Below are 20,254 nucleotides of genomic sequence, written 5' to 3' on the forward strand. Positions count from 1 at the left end.
TCCTGAGCGCATGAAGATCGGCGAGCTGTCCGGCGGAGTCCTCATGGCGGTCGTCCTCGCGGGGTGCTCGGCCGGGAGCACCCCGTCCGCGGGCGCGCTGAAGGTGAGCAGCCCGGCCTTCACCGACGGCGCCGCGATCCCCGCGAAATACGCGTGCGCCCGGCAGGGAGGCGAGGACGTCACGCCCCCGCTGGCCTGGAGCGGCGTTCCCGAGTCCGCTCGCGAGCTGGCGATCGTGGTGGACGACCCGGACGCGCCCGGCGGGACGTACGTCCACTGGATCGTGACCGGCATCCCCGTCACCGAGACGGGCGTGCCCGAGGGCCGCGCCCCGGGGAGGGTCCTGCCGGGCAGCGACGGCATCGCCGCCTATGCCGGGCCCTGCCCGCCGAGCGGGATGCATCACTATCACTTCGTCGTGTACGCGCTGCGCGGCCCGATCACGCCGAGCGGAGACGCGGCAGCGGTCCACCAGCAGATCAAGAAGGCCGCGATCGGCTCGGGCGAGACCGTCGGCACCTGGAGCAGCTGACCGTCGCTCCTTGCCGCCTCCCGGAACGACGGCAAGGAACGACGGCAGGGAACGACGGCAGGGAACGACGACGGCTTCGGAGCGGGTCAGAGTTCGAGGACGAGGCGGGCGGAGCGGGCCCGCGACACGCAGATGAACATGACGTCCCCCGCCTCGCGCTCCTCCTCGGTGAGCAGGTCGTCGCGGTGGTCGGGAACGCCGGAGAGCACCGCCGTCTCACAGGTGCCGCAGGTGCCCTCGCGGCAGGACGACAGCACCGCGACCCCCGCCTCCTCGACCACCTCCAGGATCGAGCGGCCCTCCGGCACGGTCAGCGTCGTACCGGTCAGGGCCAGCTCCACCTCGAAGGCGCGCTCCACCGTGCCCGCCGTGGCGCCCTCTTCCGCGCCCTCCGCCGCACCCGCGCCGTTCCTGGCCGTGGGCACGAAGCGTTCGACCCGCAGCGCTCCCTTGGGCCAGGAGGCGCACCGTTCCTGCGCCGCCGCCAGCAGCGGCTCGGGTCCGCAGCAGTAGACGAGGGTGTCCGTACGCGGATCGCCGAGCAGCGCGTCGAGGTCGAGCAGGCCCGTCTCGTCCTGCGGGCACAGCTCCACCCGGCCCGGATGGTCCCGGGCGAGCCGGTCGGCGAACGCCATCGAGGCGCGGGTGCGCCCGCCGTACACCAGCCGCCAGTCGCACCCGCGCCGCGCCGCCTCCTCGACCATGGGCAGGATCGGGGTGATGCCGATGCCGCCGGCGACGAACAGGTAGCGGGATGACTCGCCGAGGCCGAAGCGGTTGCGGGGACCGCGCACCCCGATCGTGTCGCCCTCCGCGAGCCGGTCGTGCACGTACGCGGAGCCGCCCCGCCCGCCGGGCTCCCGGAGCACCGCCACCTGGAAGACCGAGGAGTCGCCGGGGTCGCCGCACAGCGAATACTGCCTGACCAGTCCCGGGCCGAGCAGCAGATCGAGGTGGGCGCCCGGCGTCCAGGCGGGCAGCGGGCCGCCGTCGGGACGGGCGAGGCTCAGGAGGACGACGCCCTCGGCGACGGGCGCCTTGCCCACCACCTTCACGTCGAGCTCCGGTTCCGTGACGGGCATGGTCGCCGGGGCTTCCTTTCTGGAGGATGTCGCGTCTCAGACGAGCGCGGCTGCCGGGGCCGGGGAGTCGTGCTCCGCCGGAGGGCGGGGCAGGTGGCCCTCCGGGTGGCCGAGCAGCCAGTCCCACAGGATCACCGGGTCCTCGAACTCGCGCTCCGCCCCGCAGAAGCAGGAGGCGTGCAGCCGGTCCGTCCCCGGCAGCCAGCGGATGCGGTAGACGGTGCGGCCGTCCCGCGCACCGGAGTCCCGTGCGCTCATCGAACGGCGGTCTGCGAGGCCGGCACGTCTCCGGCCATCCGGGCGAGGAGGCGGCGGGCGGCCAGGCCACCGGTGTCGATGTTCACCGACAGCTCCTGGTAGCGGTCCGGCTCCCGGGCGATGACCTCCTCCAGCGTGTTGAGCGCGGCCACGTCCTGCAGCACGACGGTGCGGTTGCTGTCCCGCAGGAAGTCGGAGACCTTCTCGTCGTCGAGTGCGAAGTCGCGCGCCACCGCCCAGAAGTCGTAGGTGGAGTTCTCCGTCGACGGGGTGATCGCGTACACGACCTCGACGTGGAACGCGTGCGAGTCCGTGCCGTCGGCGGCGGGCGGCGGCGACCCGACCGGCGCGATGCGGCTGTGCAGCAGATACAGGCACGGCGGGTGATACTCGATGTCCTGCCAGCGGGTGATCCGGCCCTTGATGCCGGTCGACTCGGCGTAGAACGGCGGGCAGGCCGCGTCGTCCATGTGGCGGCTGACGTAGACGATGCCCGCGTCCTCGTCGACCTCCGTCGTGATGGGGGTCTCGGCCACTTCGGGGGTGCCGATGTACCCGCCGTGCAGGTACGTCTCGTGGGACAGGTCGAGGAGGTTGTCCACGAGCAGGCCGTACCGCGCGTTGAGCGGCTCCATCCCGCACACCGTGGCGTAGTCGGGCGAGACCAGCCAGGGAGCGCGCGGGGGCAGCGTGTCGCCCGGCTCGCGGTCGCCGATCCACACCCAGACGAACGAGTCCTGCTCCACCACGGGGTAGGTGCGCAGCCGCGCGGTGCGCGGGATGCGCTGCTGGGCGGGCACGGCGACGCAGACGCCGTCCGGGCCGTAGGTGAAGCCGTGGTAGCCGCAGACCACACGGTCGCCGACCAGGTGGCTGGGCGATTCCGACAGGGGGAAGCGGCGGTGCACGCAACGGTCGGCCATCGCCACCGCCCGCCCGTCCTCGGTGCGCCAGAGCAGGATCGGCTCGTTCAGGATGGTGCGGCCGAGTTGACGCCGGCCCACCTCGTGGCCGTAGGCGGCCACGTACCACTGGTTGCGGGCGAATTCGGTGACGATCACAGGTCACTCCTCGGGGCCGGCGGTCAGTGGCCGCCGGCGCAGGTCAGGTTTGCGAATCTTGCCGGAACCGGTCTTGGGCAGCGCGTCGACGATATCGACGTAGACCGGGATCTTGTACTTCGCGAGCCGGGGGCGGAGGAAGTCCCGCAGCCCGCCGGGGGTGACGACCGCGCCGGGGCGCGGCACGACGAAGGCGCGGCCGACCTCGCCCCACGTGTCGTCGGGCACCCCGACCACGGCCGCCTCCGCCACGGCCGGGTGCTCGAAGAGCACGCCCTCCACCTCCGCCGGGTAGACGTTCTCTCCGCCGGAGATGTACATGTCCTTCACCCGGTCGACGACGTAGAGGTGGCCCTCGTCGTCCAGGGTGGCGACGTCGCCGGAGTGGAACCAGCCGCCCTCGGCCAGCGCGGCGGCGGTCGCCTCCGGATCGCGCCAGTAGCCGGGGGTGACGTTCGGCCCCTGCACGAGCACCTCGCCCGGCTCGCCGGGCGCCACGGGGGTGAGGTCGGGCCGGACCACGCGCACGTTGGCGAAGAACACCGGCACCCCGGCGGAGCCCACCTTGCGCACGCTCTCGCCCGCCTCCAGGAAGGTCGCGCCCGGCGAGGTCTCCGTCAACCCGTAGCCCTGGCAGAAGACCAGGCCGCGTTCCTGGTAGGCGCGGATCAGCGCGACCGGGATGGACGCGCCCCCGGACATCAGGGTGCGCAGCGAGGACAGGTCGGCGCCGGGCCACCGGGGCGACCCCGCCAGCGCGGCGAACATCGCGGTGACTCCGAACATCCAGGTGACCCGGTGCCTCTCGATGAGGTCGTAACACCGGTCCACGTCCCATGACGGCATGATGACCGAGATGCCGCCCTTGAGGAAGGTCGGCAGCAAAGTCTGATTCAGCGCCGCCACGTGGAACAGCGGCGCGCTGATCAGCGTGACCTCGGTGCTCGTCACGTCCACGCTGATCAGGACGTGGTAGCAGTTCCACACCAGGTTGGCGTGGCTGAGCATGGCGCCCTTCGGCCGCCCGGTGGTGCCGGAGGTGTAGAGGATGAGCGCGATGTCGTCGAGCGCCACCGGGGTGTCGATCGGCGTGGGGTCGCCCTGCGACAGCCACGTCTCGTAGTGCCGCTCCCCCTCCGCCGGGGACTCCAGCGCCACGACCGTGCGCAGACCCGGGAAGCCGGGGAGAGCACGGACCACCGCCGCGCATTCCGGCCCGTAGACGAGGACCGACGCGCCCGAGTGTTCGAGCATGTACGCGATCTCGGGCGCGGCAAGCCGGAAGTTCAGCGGGACGAAGATCCCGCCGAGCACGTGGGTGGCGAACATCGTCTCGGCGAAGGCGACATGGTTGGGGCCGAGGTAGGCGACCCTGTCCCCCGCCCGCACCCCGCCGTCACGCAGCCGCGACGCGAGCCTCGTCGTCCGCTCATGAACCTGCGCGTAGCTGAGCGGCCGGTCCGCGTAGACGAACGCGGTGCGGTCCGGGCTCATCTGGGCCCTGCGGGCCGGCCAGCCTCCCAGTCCGGCATTGCGCATGAACGGCACTCCTCGGTCAGGCGGAGGACGGTTCCGCCGTGTCGGCGACGCGACCGGACGCGGGCCCGCCGACGGCGACCGAGGTGAGGTCGTGACGGCTGGTCTCGCGCAGCGCCAGGATACAGATCACGGTCAGCAGACAGCAGGCCGCGATGATCACCGATATCGTCGTCGTCCCGCCTCCGGTCGAGGCGTCGAGCTGGGCGAACAGCAGCGGTGCGAGACCCGCCCCGAGCCCGGCGATCTGGTAGCCGAGCGAGGCTCCCGTGTAGCGGCTCCCGGTGGCGAACAGCTCGGTGTACAACGCCGCGAGCGGGCCGTACATCAGCGGGTGGACGATCGACTGGCCGATCACGAGCGCGACGGCGAGCACGGCCGTGCTGCCGGAGTCCACCATCGGGAAGAGCGCGAAGCCGAACGCCGCCATGAGCACCGCGCCCACGAGCACCACCGGCCGGCGCCCGACCTTGTCGGACAGCGCCGACCAGCCGACGATGCCCAGCACGGCCAGCGCGGACGAGAGCGTGAGCGCGTTCAGCACCGCCTGCCGGGGGAAGCCGGCGCGCACGCCGTACGCGATGAGATACGTGGTGAGGGTGCCCTGCGCCACGAAGGCGGACAGCCCGACGCCGACCCCGAGCAGGAGGGCCCTCGGGTGGTCGCGGAACACGTCCAGCAGCGGCAGCCGGGACGCCCGTTCCTTCGCGGCCTCGAACACCGGGGTCTCCTGGACCCGCAGCCGGACGAACAGGCCGACCGCCAGCAGCGCGATGCTGATCAGGAACGGCACCCGCCAGCCCCAGCTCAGGAACGCCTGCTCGTCCATGACGGCGGCCGTGCCGCTGAGCACCGCCGTGGACAGCACCATGCCGAAGGGGGCTCCCGCGTTGGTGAAGCTCGCCCACAGGCCACGCCTGCCGGTGGCGTGCTCGGCGGACATCAGCACCGCGCCGCCCCACTCGCCGCCGACGGCGATGCCCTGCAGCACCCGGAGCACGACGAGCGAGATCGGCGCGAGGCTGCCGATCTGCGCGTAGGTGGGGAGCAGGCCGATGAGGAAGCTCGCGACGCCCATCAGGGTCATGGTCAGGACGAGCATGCGCTTGCGTCCCAAGCGGTCGCCGTAGTGGCCGAAGATCACACCGCCGAGCGGCCTCGCCAGGTAGCCGGTGGCGAATGTGCCGAAACTGGCGACCGTCGCGGTGAGCGAGTCGAGGGAGGAGAAGAAGACCTTGTTGAAGACCACCGCCGACGCCGTGGCGTACAGCAGGAAGTCGTAGTACTCGATGACGCTGCCCAGGAAGCTGGAGGCCACCGCGCGGCGGAGCTGTATCGGGCTGGGGGGTGCGACTGACAGGTTCGGCATGACCGAGCTCCTCGTCCGGGAGCGAGCTGGACTCTCGCCTTCTCGTCCGGAGGTTAGGCAGATCTGTAACGGAGGTCAACACTTTGCCCAATATGGAACCGGACGGCCCGGGTCCGGGCGCATGCGTACCCGGCCCTCCGCCTTCCATTCCGGCCCACCCCGCCCGGCCGCCGCCCGCACAGGCCCCGTCGGGCGTACGGCGCGCTCAGCGCTGAACAGGCAATCGGCGCGGCGATGGGGATGCCGCCCGGTCCGCTGAGTTGGACCTGGCGGCTCACCCAGCCCTCGGCTCGGGTCGGAGCTGGTTTCCGCGCGCTGGACGAGCACCTCGCACAGCAGGCCGCCGAGCCTGGCGGCTTGGTCCAGGTCGGGGATGGCGGCGGAGGTGTCGGCGTGGCCGAGCTGGGCACCGAGCGCGGCCATGCCCTCGAGTGCCTCCTGCTGGGCGACGGCGAAGGTGGCGTACAGCTCCGGCGGGCCATGGTGTTCCCCGGCGCTCATGCCGAGGGCGATCGCGGTGAACGCATCGACCGCCGCTGTGGTCGAGCTGTTGTGGTCGGCGTCGCGCCGTTCGCCGAGGACGCGGTAGGCGTCGGTGACGGAGATCAAAACGGCTCCCTTTTTCTCGAGACGGGTTCGATGGTCAAGCTGGAGGCCAGCAGATGAAAGCCGGCCTCGGTGAGCAGCTCGCACGGGGTGGGGACGGCGGGCTCATCCAGCCGGCGGGCCACGTGATGCTGGTGCGGCCGGACGTCGCCGCGGCAAGGAACAGCGCCGACAGCAGGTCCTGGGCGGCCGGTCCCCACAGGTCCCGCTTGCCGGGGTCTTCGACGGTGAGCACGAAGTGCCCAGCCAGGCGGTGGGCGTCTTCGACCGTTGTCAGTGCCCGGAGGGGGTTCCACCACCAGCGTTGCGGCTGGTAGGTGATGGACTGCGGGTCGAACAGCCACACCGTGCCCCAACACCTTCAGTGATCTTCTAGCGCCGCGCAGTACCGCGGGATCAGCGGGCTGTTTCGGTGGCGGTGCGGGCGAGCAGCAGGGCGATGTCGTCCCGGGCGTGGGCGCCGAGGCTGACCAGCACGCTGTCGCACAGCTCGTCCAGTGATCGTGCGGGGCCGGCGGCCAGGGTGCGGGCGAGCCGGGACATGCCGGTGGTGATGTCCTGGCCGGGGTGCTCGATCAGCCCGTCGGTGTAGAGGGCCAGCACGCTGCCCGCGGGCAGGTCGATGTCGGTGGCCGGGTGGCGGCCCTGGCCCACGCCGAGCAGCACTCCGCCCGGCACGTCGATGAAGTCCACCCTGCCGTCGGGGTAGCGGAGGGCGGGCGGCAGGTGCCCGGCGCTGGTGAGGCGGCACCGCCGGGAGGCCGGGTCATACAGGGCGTACAGGCACGTGGCGCCGGTCTCCTCGCCGTGCCCGGAGACCACGCCGCTGAGCTGGGCCATGATCTCCTCCGGCGGGTGCCCGAGGCGGGCCAGGGCCGCGCTGGTGGTGCGGAGCTGGCCCATGAGAGCCGCAGCGTGGATGCTGTGGCCGGTCACATCCCCGACGACCAGCGCGGCCCGGCCGTCTTTCAGCGGGATGACGTCGAACCAGTCGCCGCCCACCTCCGCGGTCTGGCTGGCGGGCTGGTAGCGATGGGCGAGCTCCAGTCCTGGCACCTGCGGGATGTCCCGGGGCAGCAGGCTGCGCTGCAGGGTGACGGCCGTGGTGCGCTCGCGGGTGTACAGACGGGCGTTGTCGATGCACACCGCCGCCCGGGAGGCCAGGTTGCTGGCCAGCCGCACGTCGGCCTCACCGTACGGCTCGGGGTGTTCCGCCCGGCTGAACGTGGCCACCCCCAGCGTGACGCCGCGGGCGATCAGCGGCACCGCTATGAACGTGTGCACCCCCCGGGCGAGGAGGGCCTCCGCAATATCGGGCACGTGGGAGAACCGCCCGCCAACCTCGGCCCGGTTCCGCGCCAGGAGGGGCTTTCCCCGCAGGAGCACCGAGGAGGGCGGACCGGTGACCGGCGCGGGCACGGTGAACAGATCGCCCACTTTGTAGCCAACCTTGCCCCTGGTCTTGCTGGTGTCGCGCACCGCCACCCGGCGGAACCGCAGGGGGTCTGAGCCGGGGCGGGGAAGGTCTTCCCCCTGCAGCACCTGGTCGAGCAGGCCGACGGTGACGTGGTCGGCGAGCCCGGGCACGGCCAGGTCGGTGAGTTCTGCGGCCGTGCGGTAGATGTCGAGCGTGGTCCCGATCTGGTGACCGGCCCGTTCGAGCAGGTCATGAGCCTGCCGGAGCGATGTTGCCTGGCTGGTGATGTCCTTGAAAAAGCACAGCGTTCCCAGCACCTGGCCGCTTTCCGTCACCGGGTGCGCCGACCACAGAAGGACCCGGCGCTCGCCTGCCACGGACCGCTTCACGTGCACGTCGACCACGGGAACGCCCCTGTCTATCACCTGCTCGGCGAGGATGCGCTCGACCAAGGCCATGTCCATCTCCGCGTCGAACTCTGAAGGGAGGTGGCCGATGATCGCCTCGTCCGGAAGGCCGAACAGGCGGCGGAACGCCGCGTTGGTGCGTCTGGCGCGCAGTCCGCGGTCGCGGAAGACCAAGGCGGCTGGTGACTGGTCGAACAGCGCGTCCAGTTCGCGAAGGGAAACAGGGCCGGAATTAGAGAGCGACGATTCGGTAACGTCCCGTATGACATCGTGGCCGTTCATGGCGACTCGTTCCGCAGGTCCATCGGCACCGTCTTAATCCCCCGGGACATACAGTGATCAGTGCGAAAGTAGCGTTGAAATGCTCTTTTACCAGTCCATAACTCGGGCTCCGGTGGACGGTCACGGTGTGCCACCATGGTCAGCCCGGGCCTGTGCGCAAGCGTGTCCTGCTTTCAACTCGCCGCCCACCGCGCCTGCCGGTCAGCCGGAAACGCGACCAGGAGAGCACCGGAGATGACGTAGGGCAGCCTGTGCGCCACCAGTTGGAGAAGGCGGGGTAACCACTGTCGTCCATTCGGGGCCGGTCCCGGTCGTACCGCGAGGCCGTCACCGGCTCGGCCGGCAGGTGGCGGCCGGTGAGCACCGTGAGGTCCGTGGCGGACACTTCGATCGTCAGATGCGCCAGAAGCCCGCCACTCCGCCTGCAGAGCCCATCGCAGCGACCTGTCCGATCGGGCACGCCCCATCCCCGCAGAGCTCACATCTGCACGTTTAGGGCCATGCCTGCCGCGAGAGGTCTCTGTCATGTCCAGGCTCCCACCCACCACTGGTCGCTCTCGGAGGTTGAGTACGGCTGGCGGGTGGTTGCCGGTGAGCGCGGTGTCACGCGCCGCGTAGCCAGGTGTTCCTCGGCCAGCCGAATCAAGGCCCAACCGGCCTTCGCGTGAAGTGCAGGTATGCAGGCACCCACCGCCGGAGTGCGAATAGGACGATTTAGTCCAGTCTGCTGTGGTCTGGTCAGAGCTGTCAAGGCCACCAAGGGGACGGCGTGCAGACCCTTGTCAGGTGCTCCGCGCCGGTGGCCGGCGAGACGCCGTCGCCGTCACATCGTAAGAATTCATCAGGTCCCAGGCCTGGGGACGGCCAGGGCCTGATGCCGGCTGCGGGATGATCTTCGGGTGCTGCAGTCTGGGGTTGAGCGCCCGTCGTATGACGAGCTTGCCGCCCTGGTGGTGGAGTATGCGCGGACGATCGCCGAGTTACGCGCCGACAACGAGCGGATGAGGGTTCGGGTGGCCGAGCTGGAACCGCCACTGGGCCGGAACTCGGGTAACTCCTCGCTGCCGCCGTCGGCTGACACCTTCACCCGGCTGGCCAAGCCGCCCACTGCCAGGAGCGGACGTCGGCGCGGTGGTCAGCCGGGAGCGAGTGACGGTGGACTGGCCGTGGTGGAGCGGCCAGACATGATCGAGTTTCACCTGCCGCCTGGGTCCGCCGGCCACGAAGATGTCCACGCTGTCACCCCCGATCCGGGAACAGGATGTAGCCGGTCAGGTCGGTCACCGGGGCCGATGACCGCGTCCAGTCACCTCCGGGCCGGGGCGACCGCCCGCCAGTCTTCGTCCCGCCACACCATCTGCATCCGTGTCGAGATGCGCACGGTGCACCGCCACGGCCCGGCCCGGCCACGTCGACGATCGCAAGATCAGGCGTGTAGGCCTGCCGGCGAAACGCCTCCTCCACCACGTACGCCCGGCCGATCGGCACGCCCTCGGCGACGCCCGCCGCAGCGCCGGCACTGCCGTAGGAGGCGCGAACGGCCCGCAGCAGCGTCGGCCGGCCTGAGCCGGTGAACTGCTCGGCGATGGTCGGCTCGAACACCACAGGCCCCAGCGCGGGCTGGCCCGCATCCCCAGATGCAGCGCCGCCAGCAACGCCCCCGCTGGGCTGCGGGCGAAGCCGTACGCCCGGTCCCCGGTCACCGTGTGCGGGCCGTCGGAGGCGGAGTACGGCAGGCGCACCCCATGGAAGTCCGCCCACCGCCAGCCGCCGAGGTTCACCTCCGTGCCGGTGCCGGTGGGCTGTGCAAGCGCCGACGCGGCCGGTGTGCCAGCAGGTGAGGGTTTCCGGGTGGCCGGCAGCATGGCCAGAAGCACACCCGCCGCGATCAGCCCCGCGGTGACCCCGAGGAAGACGAGCAGCCTCCGGCGCTGCCGCACAGAAGGGCTCATCCGAAAATCGCCGTGATGATCGGCACGGCGACCGTGGCCAGCGACACCCCGAGCAGCACCTTGGGCAGTTCCGAAGCTCGCTCAGCCGCGTAGTGCGGCCGGCCGGACTGCCCGAGCGCCATCTTGCCGGCGCAAATCAGGATCCCGGCGACGCCGAGGATCAGGCATGCCCACTTACCCAGCCGAGCAACAGGTCGATCTTCGGCTGCAGTCCCGGCGGCACCTTCGGCGGCGTGTTGTTCACCACGTCGTGCGGCGCGACCGTGCCGATCGCGTCCTGCAGCGCATCCAGCCACATCAACGCCTCTCCCCACATTCATCGAGACCGTTCCGAACGCTCCCAGCAAGCCGCAGCGGCGTTGCACACCTCGCGACGGCGTCGAGGCGGGGGCAGGTTCGTGAATGCGGGCAGACGTGCACGACCCCGGCGGCCGGGGTCGGTCGCTGCCTGATGTAAGGCAGCAATATGACGACAGTCGAATATTTGCATAACATCTGAACCGGTCTACCCTGCTGCTGTGACCCTCGGCGGCGAAGACGACCAGACGGCGCCATCCCTGCGCCCGCAGTCCCTGATGTTCAGCTTCCTCGGCATCTACGTGCTGCATCGCGACCTCGCCGTCTACTCCGGGAGCGTCATCGACGTCTTCGCCCGCCTCGGCGTCTCCGAAGAGGCCGTACGGTCGACGCTCGCGCGGATGGTGAAGCGGAACCTGCTGACACGTCATCGGCAGGGACGGAAGGTGTATTTCGGGCTGACCCCGCATGCCGTGGAGGTCTTGGAGGACGGACGCAGGCGGGTGTGGGAGACCGGCGCGGTGAACCGCGACTGGGACGGCACGTGGACGCTCGTCGGCTTCTCGATCCCGGACAGCCGCCGCAGCACGCGGCACGACCTGCGGTCGCGGCTCATCTGGAACGGCTTCGGGCTGCTGCAGAGCGGGCTGTGGATCGCGCCGGGCGTCAAGGACGTCACCGACGTCCTCGCCTCCCTCGATCTGGGCGACCACGTGACCGTGCTGACCGCCAGGGCGTTCAAGCCGACCGAGGCGGCCGACCTCGTCGGGAAGGCGTTCGACATCGAGCAGATCGCCGCGCGCTACCGGGCGTTCCTCGCCCAGTGGGACGTCCCCCGGCCGTTCCCCGGCGCGCCCGACGACCTCGCGCGGCAGTTGCTGCTGCACACCGACTGGCTGCAGCTCGTCCGCCAGGATCCGCACCTGCCCGCCGAGCACCTGCCCCAGGACTGGCCGGCGATCCAGGCCGAGCAGACCTTCCAGACGCTCGCCCAGCGGTACGAGCCGCCCGCCGCCGAGCTGGCCGCCCCCCTCCTGGACATGCTGGTCGTCTGACGCCCGGCCGCGCCGCCCCCTGATGGCTCGTCGCGGCGCGGCCGGGACCGGTCAGGCGATCGTGCAGGCCGCGCCGTTGAGGGCGAAAGCGGCCGGTGCGGTGTTGCTGCCGCTGTAGGTGGCCTGGAAGCCGAAGTTCGTGCTGCCTCCGGCGGGGATGGCGGGGTTGTAGGAGACGTTGCGTGCGGTGACCTGGGCGCCGGACTGGGTCACGCCGGCGTTCCACGCGTTGGTGATCCGCTGGTTGCCCGGCCACGTCCAGGTGACGGTCCAGCCGTTCACGGGAGCGTTGCCGGTGTTCGTGATCGTGACGTCCGCCGTGAAGCCGTCGCTCCAGGAGTTGGGCCTGTACGTGATCCGGCAGGAGGCGCCCTGCTGCGGATTCGACGGGCTCGCGGACGGGCTCACGGACGGACTGACACTCGGACTCGCGGACGGGCTCGCGGACGGGCTGACGCTCGGACTCGGGCTCGGACTCGGGCTCGGGCTCGGGCTCGGGCTCGGGCTGCCGGTGAGACCGAAGAACTGGATGGCGACGGCCGCCATGCCGCCCATGGGGAGGCTGTGGCCCGCGCCCTGGATGGTGTAGGCCTCGACCTGCACCGTCCCCGAGGCGTCGGCGTAGCGGCGGCGGTTCCACCCGGACTGCGGCGTGTCCGTAGTGGTGGGCGTCTGGCTCAGGCCGTGGACGTTCGTCCACTGCTTGATCTCCTCGTCCAGCTCGGCGTAGGAGACCACGGTGTCACTGGTGCCGTGCCACAGCTGCATGCGCGGCCACGGTCCCCGGTAGCTCGGGTTCGCGTTGCGGACCGCGTCGCCCCACTGCTGCGCGGTCTTGCCCACGCACGGGGAGGAGTTGCCCGCCGGGTTGTAGGCCGCCTCGTTGGGGAAACACGTGAACGGCACGCCCATGAACGCCGCGCCCGCCTTGAACACCTCGGGATACAGGGCGAGCATGGCGTTGGTCATCATCGCGCCCGAGGAGGCGCCGGTCGCGAACACCCGGTTCGGGTCTCCGTGATACTGCTGCTCGACGTAGGTCACCATCGACATGAGCGACACCGGGTCGGTCTGGCCGCCGCGCACCTTGGACGCCTCGGACCAGTTGTCGAAGCAGTTCATCTTCTTCGAGGCCGACGGGTAGATCACGATGAAGCCGTACCGGTCGGCCAGCGACGCGAACTCGGTGGACGAGTAGAAGCCCGGCCCCGTTCCGCCGCACGTGTGCATGGCCAGCACGATCGGCGGGTTCTGCTGCACGCTGTTCGGGACGTACAGGTACATGCGCAGGTTGCCGGGGTTGGCGCCGAAACCGGTCACCTCGGTAAGCGTGGCCGCGGCGGCGGGGTGCGCGGACACCAGCACCGACGCCAGGGCCGCGGCGGCGCACAGGACCGCGGTGACGGCACCGGCGAACGCCGCGAGTAATCGCTTCATCCGCTCCTCCTTTTTGGATCAGCGGCGGTTCCTTCTTTTCCGTGTGCCTTTCCGCGCACGTCCCGGAATCGCCGTCCGCTCGGAAGTTGTGACGTCAGCCGGTATAGAAGGGGCGTCGGTCCGCAGTCAAGGCACGCCCGCGGGGGCCCCGGCGATCGAATAGCCGTTTCCGCTGCATATCAAGGTACTTTGTATCAATTTACTTGATACCCAAGCGCGAAACTTACATCCTGAAGATCGCGCGGTATGGTCGTCCGGTGACCGCCCGCCGCACCCGTCCCAACGCCCAGCCCGCCGCGCCCGCGGCGCGCCTGAGCTACCTGGTGTTCCGCCTGGAACGCCGCATCCGCGCCCGCCTGGACGACGCGCTCGCCAGGCACGGCGTCACCACGACCGAATACATGGCGCTCAGCGAACTGCGCACGCGCGACGGGGCGTCGTCGGCGGAGCTGGCCCGCATCGCCTTCGTCACGCCGCAGGCGATGAACCTCGTCATCCGCGACCTGGAACGGCGCGGCCTGATCCGCCGCGATCCGCACCCGGGCGGTGGCCGCACGCTGTGCGCCCGCCTCACTCCCGAGGGGGTGGCCGTGCTGCGGCGCTGCGACAGCTCGCTGGACGACATCGAAGCGGTCATGCTGGAGAAGGTCGACAACACCACGCGTGAGACCCTCAGAGACGGCCTCACCGTGTGCGCCCGGGCCCTTCGCTCCGACGCGTACTGACGACGTCGTCAGAGCGGCCTGGTCATGAACACGCTGTTCGGATCGGGCCGATAGTCGGCGAAGGGCTCGCAGTGCACGAACCCGAACTTCTCGTACAGCCGCCTGGCGGGCAGGAAGAAGTCGGCCGAGCCGGTCTCCAGGCTCAGCCGGATGAAGCCCATCCGCCGGGCCTCGGCGATGATGTGCTCCAGCAGCAGGGACGCGACCCCGCCGCGCTTGCGGGACGCCGCCGTGCGCATCGACTTCAGCTCGGCGTGCGCCGGGTCGAGCCTCTTGATCGCCCCGCAGCCCACGACGGTGTCACCGTCCATCACCGACCAGAACGTGACCTCGGGCGTGCGCAGGGCGTCGAGATCGAGGGCGTGCTTGCTCTCCAGCGGCGTGATGGACCGCATCTCCCCGACGTGTTCCCGCAGGAACTCGGCGATCTGCGGGCCGGACAGGTCGTCCTCGACGATTCTCATCGCGCTCGTTCATCCCGGGATGCTCGTGACGTCGGTGGTCGGTGCCGGTGGTCGGGGAACCACAGGCCGACGCCACTCTAGCCGCCGGGTCAGGCGAATCCGAAGCCGGGCGGCAGCGGCTCCCGCCGGAACAGGTGGGCCGGCACGGCGTCGGCGAGGGCCTGGTATCCCGCCGGGTTCAGGTGCAGGTGGTCGCCCACGTCGTACGCCGCGAGCAGCCGGCGGGGCTCGGCCGGGTCGCGGGCGGCGCGGTCGAAGTCGATCACCGCGTCGAACCGGCCGGCGGCGCGGATCCACTGGTTGACCGCCTGCCGGGCTCCCTCCCTGCAGCCCTGTGGGTCGTCGTAGGAGTCGTTGCCGCCGAACGGCGTCAGCGTCGCGCCGTACACGCGGATGTCCCGTGCGTGCGCCCGCGTGACGATCTGGTCGTAGGCGAAGATCAGGTCGTCGGCCACCTGCTTCTGCGCGGCCGGGCTCGCCTCGGCGGTGCCGATGTCGTTGACCCCCTCGAACAGGACCAGCCACGCCACGCCGCTGTGGGCGAGCACGTCGCGGTCCAGCCGGGCCAGCGCGTTGGGGCCAAGGCCGTCGTTGAGCACCCGGTTGCCGCCGGCCGCCTGGTTGAGCACCGCGACACCGTCCATGCCGTGCCTGGACCGCAGGCGGTCGAGCAGCCGGTCGGGCCAGCGGTCGTTGCCGTTGGTGGTCGAGCCCCGGCCGTCGGACAGCGAGTCGCCCACCACCGCCACCGCGGCGACCGAGGGCCCGGCCCACACCTCCACCCCGCCGAGGAAGTACCAGTGGTCCACCGCGGTCGCGCCGGGCAGGTCGGCGGCGTCGGCGTGGTCGCCGGCCAGCAGATGGGAGGTGGTCCGCGAACCCGGATGCGAGGTGATGCTCAGCGAGCGCTGGCCCTCGGCCAGATAGACCGTCACGGTGAGGTTCGACCCGGGCGGCACCTCGACCTCCATCGGGTCGGAGACGGCCTGCGCCCCGGCGGGGATCGTCACCGACGCGCGGCCGTGGAAGGTCACCGGCCGCACCGTCCCCGCCTGGACCGCGCTCACCCCCGCCCGCCCACCGGCCGGCAGCGCCAGGGTCGCCTTCGTGACGGGCAGCGCCGCACCGCCGAAGGCGTTCGTCACCCGCACCCGCAGCCGCCGCCCGCCCACCGAGACCCGGACCGTCTGCCGCACGGTGGTGTCGGCGAAAACCGCGGTGTCGGCGAAAACCCTGGCGTCGGCGAGAACAGCGGCGTCGCCGAGAACGGGATCGTCCCGGATGAACGGTGGAGGCGGCATGTTGTCCGGCTCGGTCAGCTGCGGCATCGCCGTCCAGGTGGGGACCCAGTGCCCGTCCGGCCCGAAAACAGGCGCCGTCATGGGATGCACCTCCCGTGCGCGTCGGGGACGCCCGACTTGCGGAAGAAGTAGGCGTTGATCTGGTCGCGCCACTCCTCCGCGCAGCGGACCTGCTCGTCGAGGAGGGCTTTCACCCGGTCGTGCAGGGACGGGTCGAACAGCCCGGCGGCCTCCTGCCATCGCCGCCTGGCCTCGGTCGCCTGCTCGGCGCCCGCGAAGTGCGTGTCGTAGATGTGCTGGATGACGGTCGACCCGCTGTGCAGCACGTGCCCGTACGGGACGTGGTGGAAGAACAGCAGCAGTTCGTCGGGACAGTCGGCGAGCGACTCGTACACCTCCGACCACGGCGGCGGATACTGGCCGGTGAAGCCGGTGCCGGTGGCCCGGGTGCGGTCCACGCCGACGCCGTCCCGGTCGGCGAAGTGATAGGTGCCCCACGGCGTGTACTCGTATCCGTCCACGTCGGGCCCGTAGTGGTGGCCGGGACGGACCATGAACCCGACGCCCAGCGGGGCCGTGTACCGCTCGTAGGTGCGCCAGGAGTCGTCCATGATCTCGTGCAGGGTGCGCCGCAACCGATCGGTCGCTCCGCTCGCCGCAGGCTCCGCGTCCCCGGTCGCCGCCGGCAGGAAGGTGAGGTCGATCCACTCGTCGAGGATCGCCGCCGGGTCCAGCCGCGGCTCCCAGGCCAGGCGGCCGAAGGCGTACAGGTTGGCCTGGGCGAGCGGGTGACCGGTCCAGTAGGGGTCGTCCCCCACGTTGGAGACCCCCACCAGATCGCCGCCGCCGACGAGCTCCGCCACGTCGGCCCCGCCGTCTCCCCAGGGGCGGAAGCCGAGCACGTCTCGCCACATCGGGGCGAGGTAGCAGACGTGCCGCTGCTGGCCGGTGTACTCCTGCGTCACCTGCAGTTCCACGGCCAGGCGGGTGGCGGGCATGGCCGCGACGACCGGCGACACCGGCTCGCGCGCCTGGAAGTCGATCGGGCCGTGCTTCACCTGGAGGATCACGTTGTCGCGGAACCGCCCGTCGAGCGGCGCGAAGTGGTCGTACGCGGCGCGGGCCCGGTCGGTGGACCGGTCGCGCCAGTCCTGCCGGTGGTTGTAGACGAAGGCCCGCCAGTGCACGACCCCGCCGTACGGCGCCAGCGCCTCGGCCAGCAGGTTCGCGCCGTCGGCGTGGTCGCGCCCGTACGCGAACGGGCCGGGCTGCCCCTCCGAGTCGGCCTTCACCACATATCCGCCGAAGTCGGGAATCGTCTCGTAGACCCGTTCGGTGACGTCCGCCCACCAGGTGCGCACGTCCTCGTCCAGCGGGTCGGCGGTCGGCCGCCCCCCGAGGACGACGGGCGAGGCGAAGTTCACCGACAGGTGGACCCTGATCCCGTACGGCCGGAACACGTCCGCGAGCGCGGCGACGTCGCCGAGCCGGTCCGTCAGCAGGTGGGCCTCGGTGGCGTGCACGTTGACGTTGTTCACGGAGATCGCGTTCACGCCGCAGGCGGCCAGCAGCCGCGCGTAGGCCCGCACCCGGGCCAGCTCACCGCGGGGGGCTCCGTCGCGCCAGAAGACGGACCCGCCCGCGTAGCCGCGTTCGACCTGGCCCATCACGGGATGCACGTCGACGTTGTCCCAGTGGTCGAGCATGCGCCGCCGCGTCGCCGGCCGATGGTGCTCGGCCGGTCGCTCCGCGGCGAACGCCCGCTCACCGAGCCGTACGACGTGGAACAGGCCGTAGAGCAGCCCGGCGGGCTCGTCGGCGAGCACGACCGTGGCGCCGTCCCTGCGGGCGAGCACGTACCCCTCGTCGCCGAGCGCGGAATCGGGACGGACCGCGCCCGCGACGCCCGGCGGGACCTCGGCGGTCGTGAGCGCGAGCACGAGGTCGTACGGCTCGCTGCCGGCGTCGCGGCGCACGCGTCCGCCGTATCGGGCGCAGGCCTGCGCCACCTCGTCGTGCACGGTCCCGGCGAGGAGCCCGTCGCCGAGCACGAGCGTGCGGCGTGCGCCGATCGCCCGGAACGCCTCCGACGGCAGCCACGCGGGGTGGACGGGATCGGGAATCGTCACGAGGCCGCCTCCGGGGAAACGCCCCGCGCGGCTTCGGCGTGCGCGGCATCGCCTTGCGCGGCGCCGCCTTGCAGGGTGAACTTCTCCGTGACCTCGGCGATCAGCGGCCGGCTGTTCAGCAGCAGCGCTGACGCGAACACCGAGCCGAGCAGCGTCAGCGCGGCCTCGGTGGCGACCAGCGTGACGCCGCCCGCGACGACGACGAGGCAGGCGTTGCCGAGCGCGACGCGGGGCGTGGAGAACAGGAAGTAGGCCGCCAGGCGGGCGACGTCCCTGGCACGGAACGCGAACAGCGATGTGATCACGAGCGCGTTCGCGCCCCAGAGGGCCGACGCGAGCGCGACGACGACGAGCAGGGCCGCCCACCAGCCCGGCACCCCGGCGGCGCCGAAGTTGGCGAGCGTCGTCCCGAGGACGGTCAGCCACGCCAGCCACGGCACGTAGAGCGTGAGCACGCCGCGCACGTTCATCCGGTAGCCACGCCAGAACGCGGACGCCGGGTGGAGGTCGGTCAGGTCCAGCCTGCGGCGGTGCAGCGCGTACAGCGCGGCCGACAGCGCCGGACCGGCCGGAAGCGCGCAGACCGCGGCCAGCGGGACGTTCGCGGCGTCGCGGTCGAGCAGGACGAGCCCGAGGAGGCCGGGCAGGGTGGTGGCCAGGACCAGGAGCTCGACCACGAGCAGGGTGTAGACCAGCGCGGAGGCGCGCGAGAGCGGTCCCTGGCCGAACCGCCGGATCGTCGTCTCGGTCATGACGCGGCCTCCCCATCCGAGGCGAGCGCGTCCAGGCCGAGCAGGCGGCGCTCGTCCTGCCCATGCTCCCAGGGCGGGGTCTCGTCGGCCACGGGCGTGATCTCCAGCAGCGTGACCTCGTGGCGGTCGAGGGTGATGTCCAGGCGGACGCGCCCGTCGTCGATCGGCAGGCTGCGGTGGGCGCGGACCGGCTCGGCCGCCTCCCTGAGCGCGTCGAGCTGCCGGGGCCGGGGCGAGGCCGGCCGGCCCATCTCGCACCACGCCCTCCAGGCGTTGCCCTTCTCCTCGCTCACCGACGAGCGCAGCAGGAAGGCCCGGCCGGACGGGGAGCCGACCGGGATCGACAGCCGCAGGGTGTGCGCGTCGGCCGGCGCGCCCCCGGTGACGTCCACCGGCGCCCAGGCCAGCACGGTGACCCGGCCGGTGTCGTCCCGGGTGACCAGGTGGTCCGGTCCGCGCGCCAGGACCTCCTCGCCCATGCGGGCCATGAAGGCGTACAGGTGATAGGTCGGCTTCTTGATCTGGCGGTGGGTCAGCAGGCCGAAGCCGCCGTGGAACAACGAAGGCGGCACTCCCACCTCCTCGAACATGTCGCTGAAGGTCCAGTAGGAGAAGGAGTCCGCCAGGTCTCCCCCGGCGGCCAGCACCGGCGCGAGGTACGCGGCGTGGAAGGCCGTGTCGTGGATCGGGTTGTCGGGCCGGTAGGAGGAGTTGAACTCGGTGATGTGCACGGGCAGGTCCGCGAGCGGGCCGCCCCGCAGCTGCCGCCGGGGCAAGGCGAACTGCTCCAGCAGCCGCGACGGCGGGGCCAGCGTCTGGCGCACGCCGAACGGCACGTGCCGGGCCGGGCCGGAGGTGTAGGCGTGCCTGCTGACGAAGTCGATCGGCAGGGACCGTTCGGCGACGAAGTCGGCGAAGCGCACCAGCCAGTCGTCGGAGCCGGGAGAGATGGCCGGCCCGCCCACCTGCAGCGAGGCGTCGACGTCCTTGATCGTGTTCGCGGTCACCTCGTAGAGCCGCTGGTAGGCGGCCTCGTCGGCGTCGAGCCAGAACTCCTTGAGGTTGGGCTCGTTCCACACCTCGATCGGCCAGGTGCGCACCTGGTCGAGTCCGTACCGGTCGACCAGGTGGGTCACCGTGGCCCGCACCAGCGCGGCCCACTCGTGCCAGTCGCGGGGCGGGGTGATGTTGCCCCGCCACCAGAACACGGTCTGGTCGCCGGACGCGAGCCCTGAGGGCATGAAACCCAGCTCGACGAACGGCGCGATCCCGAGGTCGAGGTAGGCGTCGATCACCTGGTCCACGTAGGTGAACACGTGCCGCACGTGCCGTCTCCCCCCGTGGTCGTACGGCCGGTGGACGCCCACCCCGTCGCTCAGCAGCCCGTGCCCCCGGATGTGCCGGAAGCCGATCTCCCGCTGCACCAGCGCCAGCGACTCCTGGTAGTCCCGGCGCAGGGCCAGGTCGAACCGGCCGGTGCCGACGCAGAACCGCCAGGCGTCCGTCAGCCGGCTCGGGCTCTCGTCCGGGATACCGGGGACAAGGTCGCGCATCATCGTCCTTCGCTCGCCGTTTGGAACAGCACGCGCCGG

General features: G+C 71.4%; 20 protein-coding genes and 2 pseudogenes. 4 read left to right on the top strand and 18 right to left on the bottom strand.

Features of this window, described 5'->3' with window-relative positions; translation table 11 throughout:
- Window positions 1–10: 10 nt before the first annotated feature.
- Window positions 11–532 carry a YbhB/YbcL family Raf kinase inhibitor-like protein gene (locus BXA11_RS32575; protein WP_204053803.1) on the top strand — a complete coding sequence of 174 codons (522 nt, stop codon included), beginning with the start codon at window positions 11–13 and terminating at the stop codon, window positions 530–532.
- 86 nt (window positions 533–618) lie between these two features.
- Here the strand turns inward: BXA11_RS32575 and BXA11_RS32580 are convergent, their stop codons facing one another.
- From BXA11_RS32580 to BXA11_RS32615, 8 genes are all read right to left on the bottom strand, one after another.
- Complete coding sequence (locus tag BXA11_RS32580; RefSeq protein WP_076440748.1) at window positions 619–1,614, bottom strand: PDR/VanB family oxidoreductase; 996 nt, start codon at window positions 1,612–1,614, stop codon at window positions 619–621.
- A 36-nt stretch (window positions 1,615–1,650) separates the two neighbouring features.
- On the bottom strand, window positions 1,651–1,872 hold the full coding sequence (locus BXA11_RS32585; RefSeq protein WP_030510185.1) for a hypothetical protein: 222 nt from the start codon (window positions 1,870–1,872) through the stop codon (window positions 1,651–1,653).
- Window positions 1,869–2,933, bottom strand: a complete 1,065-nt coding sequence (locus BXA11_RS32590; protein WP_204053804.1) for an aromatic ring-hydroxylating dioxygenase subunit alpha — start codon at window positions 2,931–2,933, stop codon at window positions 1,869–1,871. The genes BXA11_RS32585 and BXA11_RS32590 overlap by 4 nt, the downstream gene beginning before the upstream one ends.
- A gap of 3 nt (window positions 2,934–2,936) precedes the next feature.
- Complete coding sequence (locus BXA11_RS32595) at window positions 2,937–4,472, bottom strand: acyl-CoA synthetase (RefSeq protein ID WP_030510187.1); 1,536 nt, start codon at window positions 4,470–4,472, stop codon at window positions 2,937–2,939.
- A 16-nt stretch (window positions 4,473–4,488) separates the two neighbouring features.
- Window positions 4,489–5,838 (bottom strand): MFS transporter, encoded by a 1,350-nt coding sequence (locus BXA11_RS32600; RefSeq protein ID WP_081903801.1) that lies wholly within the window; start codon window positions 5,836–5,838, stop codon window positions 4,489–4,491.
- 75 nt (window positions 5,839–5,913) lie between these two features.
- Complete coding sequence (locus BXA11_RS32605; RefSeq protein WP_076440750.1) at window positions 5,914–6,447, bottom strand: hypothetical protein; 534 nt, start codon at window positions 6,445–6,447, stop codon at window positions 5,914–5,916.
- 34 nt (window positions 6,448–6,481) lie between these two features.
- Window positions 6,482–6,790: a hypothetical protein gene (locus BXA11_RS32610; protein ID WP_076440752.1), complete on the bottom strand. Its 309-nt coding sequence runs from the start codon at window positions 6,788–6,790 to the stop codon at window positions 6,482–6,484.
- A 50-nt stretch (window positions 6,791–6,840) separates the two neighbouring features.
- Complete coding sequence (locus tag BXA11_RS32615) at window positions 6,841–8,550, bottom strand: SpoIIE family protein phosphatase (RefSeq protein WP_076440754.1); 1,710 nt, start codon at window positions 8,548–8,550, stop codon at window positions 6,841–6,843.
- Window positions 8,551–9,503: 953 nt separating this feature from the next.
- On the opposite strand from BXA11_RS32615, the pseudogene BXA11_RS44980 reads away from it, so the two are divergent.
- Window positions 9,504–9,686, top strand: a pseudogene (locus BXA11_RS44980) (DUF6444 domain-containing protein); the annotation flags it as partial.
- Between the two features lie 103 nt (window positions 9,687–9,789).
- On the opposite strand, the gene BXA11_RS32620 reads toward BXA11_RS44980, so the two are convergent.
- The 4 genes and pseudogenes from BXA11_RS32620 to BXA11_RS43455 all read right to left on the bottom strand — a co-directional run bounded on the left by BXA11_RS32620 (window position 9,790) and on the right by BXA11_RS43455 (window position 10,800).
- Window positions 9,790–10,152 (bottom strand): uL4 family ribosomal protein, encoded by a 363-nt coding sequence (locus BXA11_RS32620; protein ID WP_143734660.1) that lies wholly within the window; start codon window positions 10,150–10,152, stop codon window positions 9,790–9,792.
- 23 nt (window positions 10,153–10,175) lie between these two features.
- Window positions 10,176–10,502 (bottom strand): annotated as a pseudogene (locus tag BXA11_RS45950) (DUF8175 domain-containg protein); the annotation flags it as partial.
- A complete protein-coding gene (locus tag BXA11_RS45505) occupies window positions 10,499–10,624 on the bottom strand; it encodes a hypothetical protein (protein ID WP_275409725.1) in 126 nt (41 codons plus the stop codon). The gene BXA11_RS45505 and the pseudogene BXA11_RS45950, both read right to left, overlap by 4 nt.
- A gap of 38 nt (window positions 10,625–10,662) precedes the next feature.
- Window positions 10,663–10,800 carry a hypothetical protein gene (locus BXA11_RS43455; RefSeq protein WP_159454879.1) on the bottom strand — a complete coding sequence of 46 codons (138 nt, stop codon included), beginning with the start codon at window positions 10,798–10,800 and terminating at the stop codon, window positions 10,663–10,665.
- Window positions 10,801–11,020: 220 nt separating this feature from the next.
- Between BXA11_RS43455 and BXA11_RS32625 the strand changes: the two genes are divergently transcribed.
- Window positions 11,021–11,854, top strand: coding sequence for a PaaX family transcriptional regulator (locus BXA11_RS32625; protein WP_030510190.1), 834 nt, complete (start codon window positions 11,021–11,023; stop codon window positions 11,852–11,854).
- Window positions 11,855–11,905: 51 nt separating this feature from the next.
- Here BXA11_RS32625 and BXA11_RS32630 read toward each other — a convergent pair whose 3' ends face one another.
- Window positions 11,906–13,291, bottom strand: a complete 1,386-nt coding sequence (locus tag BXA11_RS32630; protein ID WP_076440758.1) for an extracellular catalytic domain type 1 short-chain-length polyhydroxyalkanoate depolymerase — start codon at window positions 13,289–13,291, stop codon at window positions 11,906–11,908.
- Between the two features lie 257 nt (window positions 13,292–13,548).
- Here BXA11_RS32630 and BXA11_RS32635 point away from each other — a divergent pair, with 257 nt between their 5' ends.
- On the top strand, window positions 13,549–14,016 hold the full coding sequence (locus BXA11_RS32635; protein WP_076440760.1) for a MarR family winged helix-turn-helix transcriptional regulator: 468 nt from the start codon (window positions 13,549–13,551) through the stop codon (window positions 14,014–14,016).
- Between the two features lie 8 nt (window positions 14,017–14,024).
- Here the strand turns inward: BXA11_RS32635 and BXA11_RS32640 are convergent, their stop codons facing one another.
- The 5 genes from BXA11_RS32640 to BXA11_RS32660 all read right to left on the bottom strand — a co-directional run bounded on the left by BXA11_RS32640 (window position 14,025) and on the right by BXA11_RS32660 (window position 20,215).
- Window positions 14,025–14,480 (bottom strand): GNAT family N-acetyltransferase, encoded by a 456-nt coding sequence (locus BXA11_RS32640; protein ID WP_076440762.1) that lies wholly within the window; start codon window positions 14,478–14,480, stop codon window positions 14,025–14,027.
- A gap of 89 nt (window positions 14,481–14,569) precedes the next feature.
- On the bottom strand, window positions 14,570–15,862 hold the full coding sequence (locus BXA11_RS32645) for an SGNH/GDSL hydrolase family protein (RefSeq protein ID WP_076440764.1): 1,293 nt from the start codon (window positions 15,860–15,862) through the stop codon (window positions 14,570–14,572).
- Window positions 15,859–17,910, bottom strand: coding sequence for an alpha-glucuronidase family glycosyl hydrolase (locus BXA11_RS32650; RefSeq protein WP_204053805.1), 2,052 nt, complete (start codon window positions 17,908–17,910; stop codon window positions 15,859–15,861). Before BXA11_RS32650 ends, BXA11_RS32645 begins: the two co-directional genes overlap by 4 nt.
- On the bottom strand, window positions 17,907–18,662 hold the full coding sequence (locus tag BXA11_RS42630) for a hypothetical protein (protein WP_204053806.1): 756 nt from the start codon (window positions 18,660–18,662) through the stop codon (window positions 17,907–17,909). The genes BXA11_RS32650 and BXA11_RS42630 overlap by 4 nt, the downstream gene beginning before the upstream one ends.
- On the bottom strand, window positions 18,659–20,215 hold the full coding sequence (locus BXA11_RS32660) for a GH39 family glycosyl hydrolase (protein ID WP_076440886.1): 1,557 nt from the start codon (window positions 20,213–20,215) through the stop codon (window positions 18,659–18,661). The genes BXA11_RS42630 and BXA11_RS32660 overlap by 4 nt, the downstream gene beginning before the upstream one ends.
- Window positions 20,216–20,254: the final 39 nt, after the last annotated feature.

The organism is Microbispora rosea, assembly GCF_900156315.1.
Taxonomy (GTDB): Bacteria; Actinomycetota; Actinomycetes; order Streptosporangiales; family Streptosporangiaceae; genus Microbispora; species Microbispora rosea.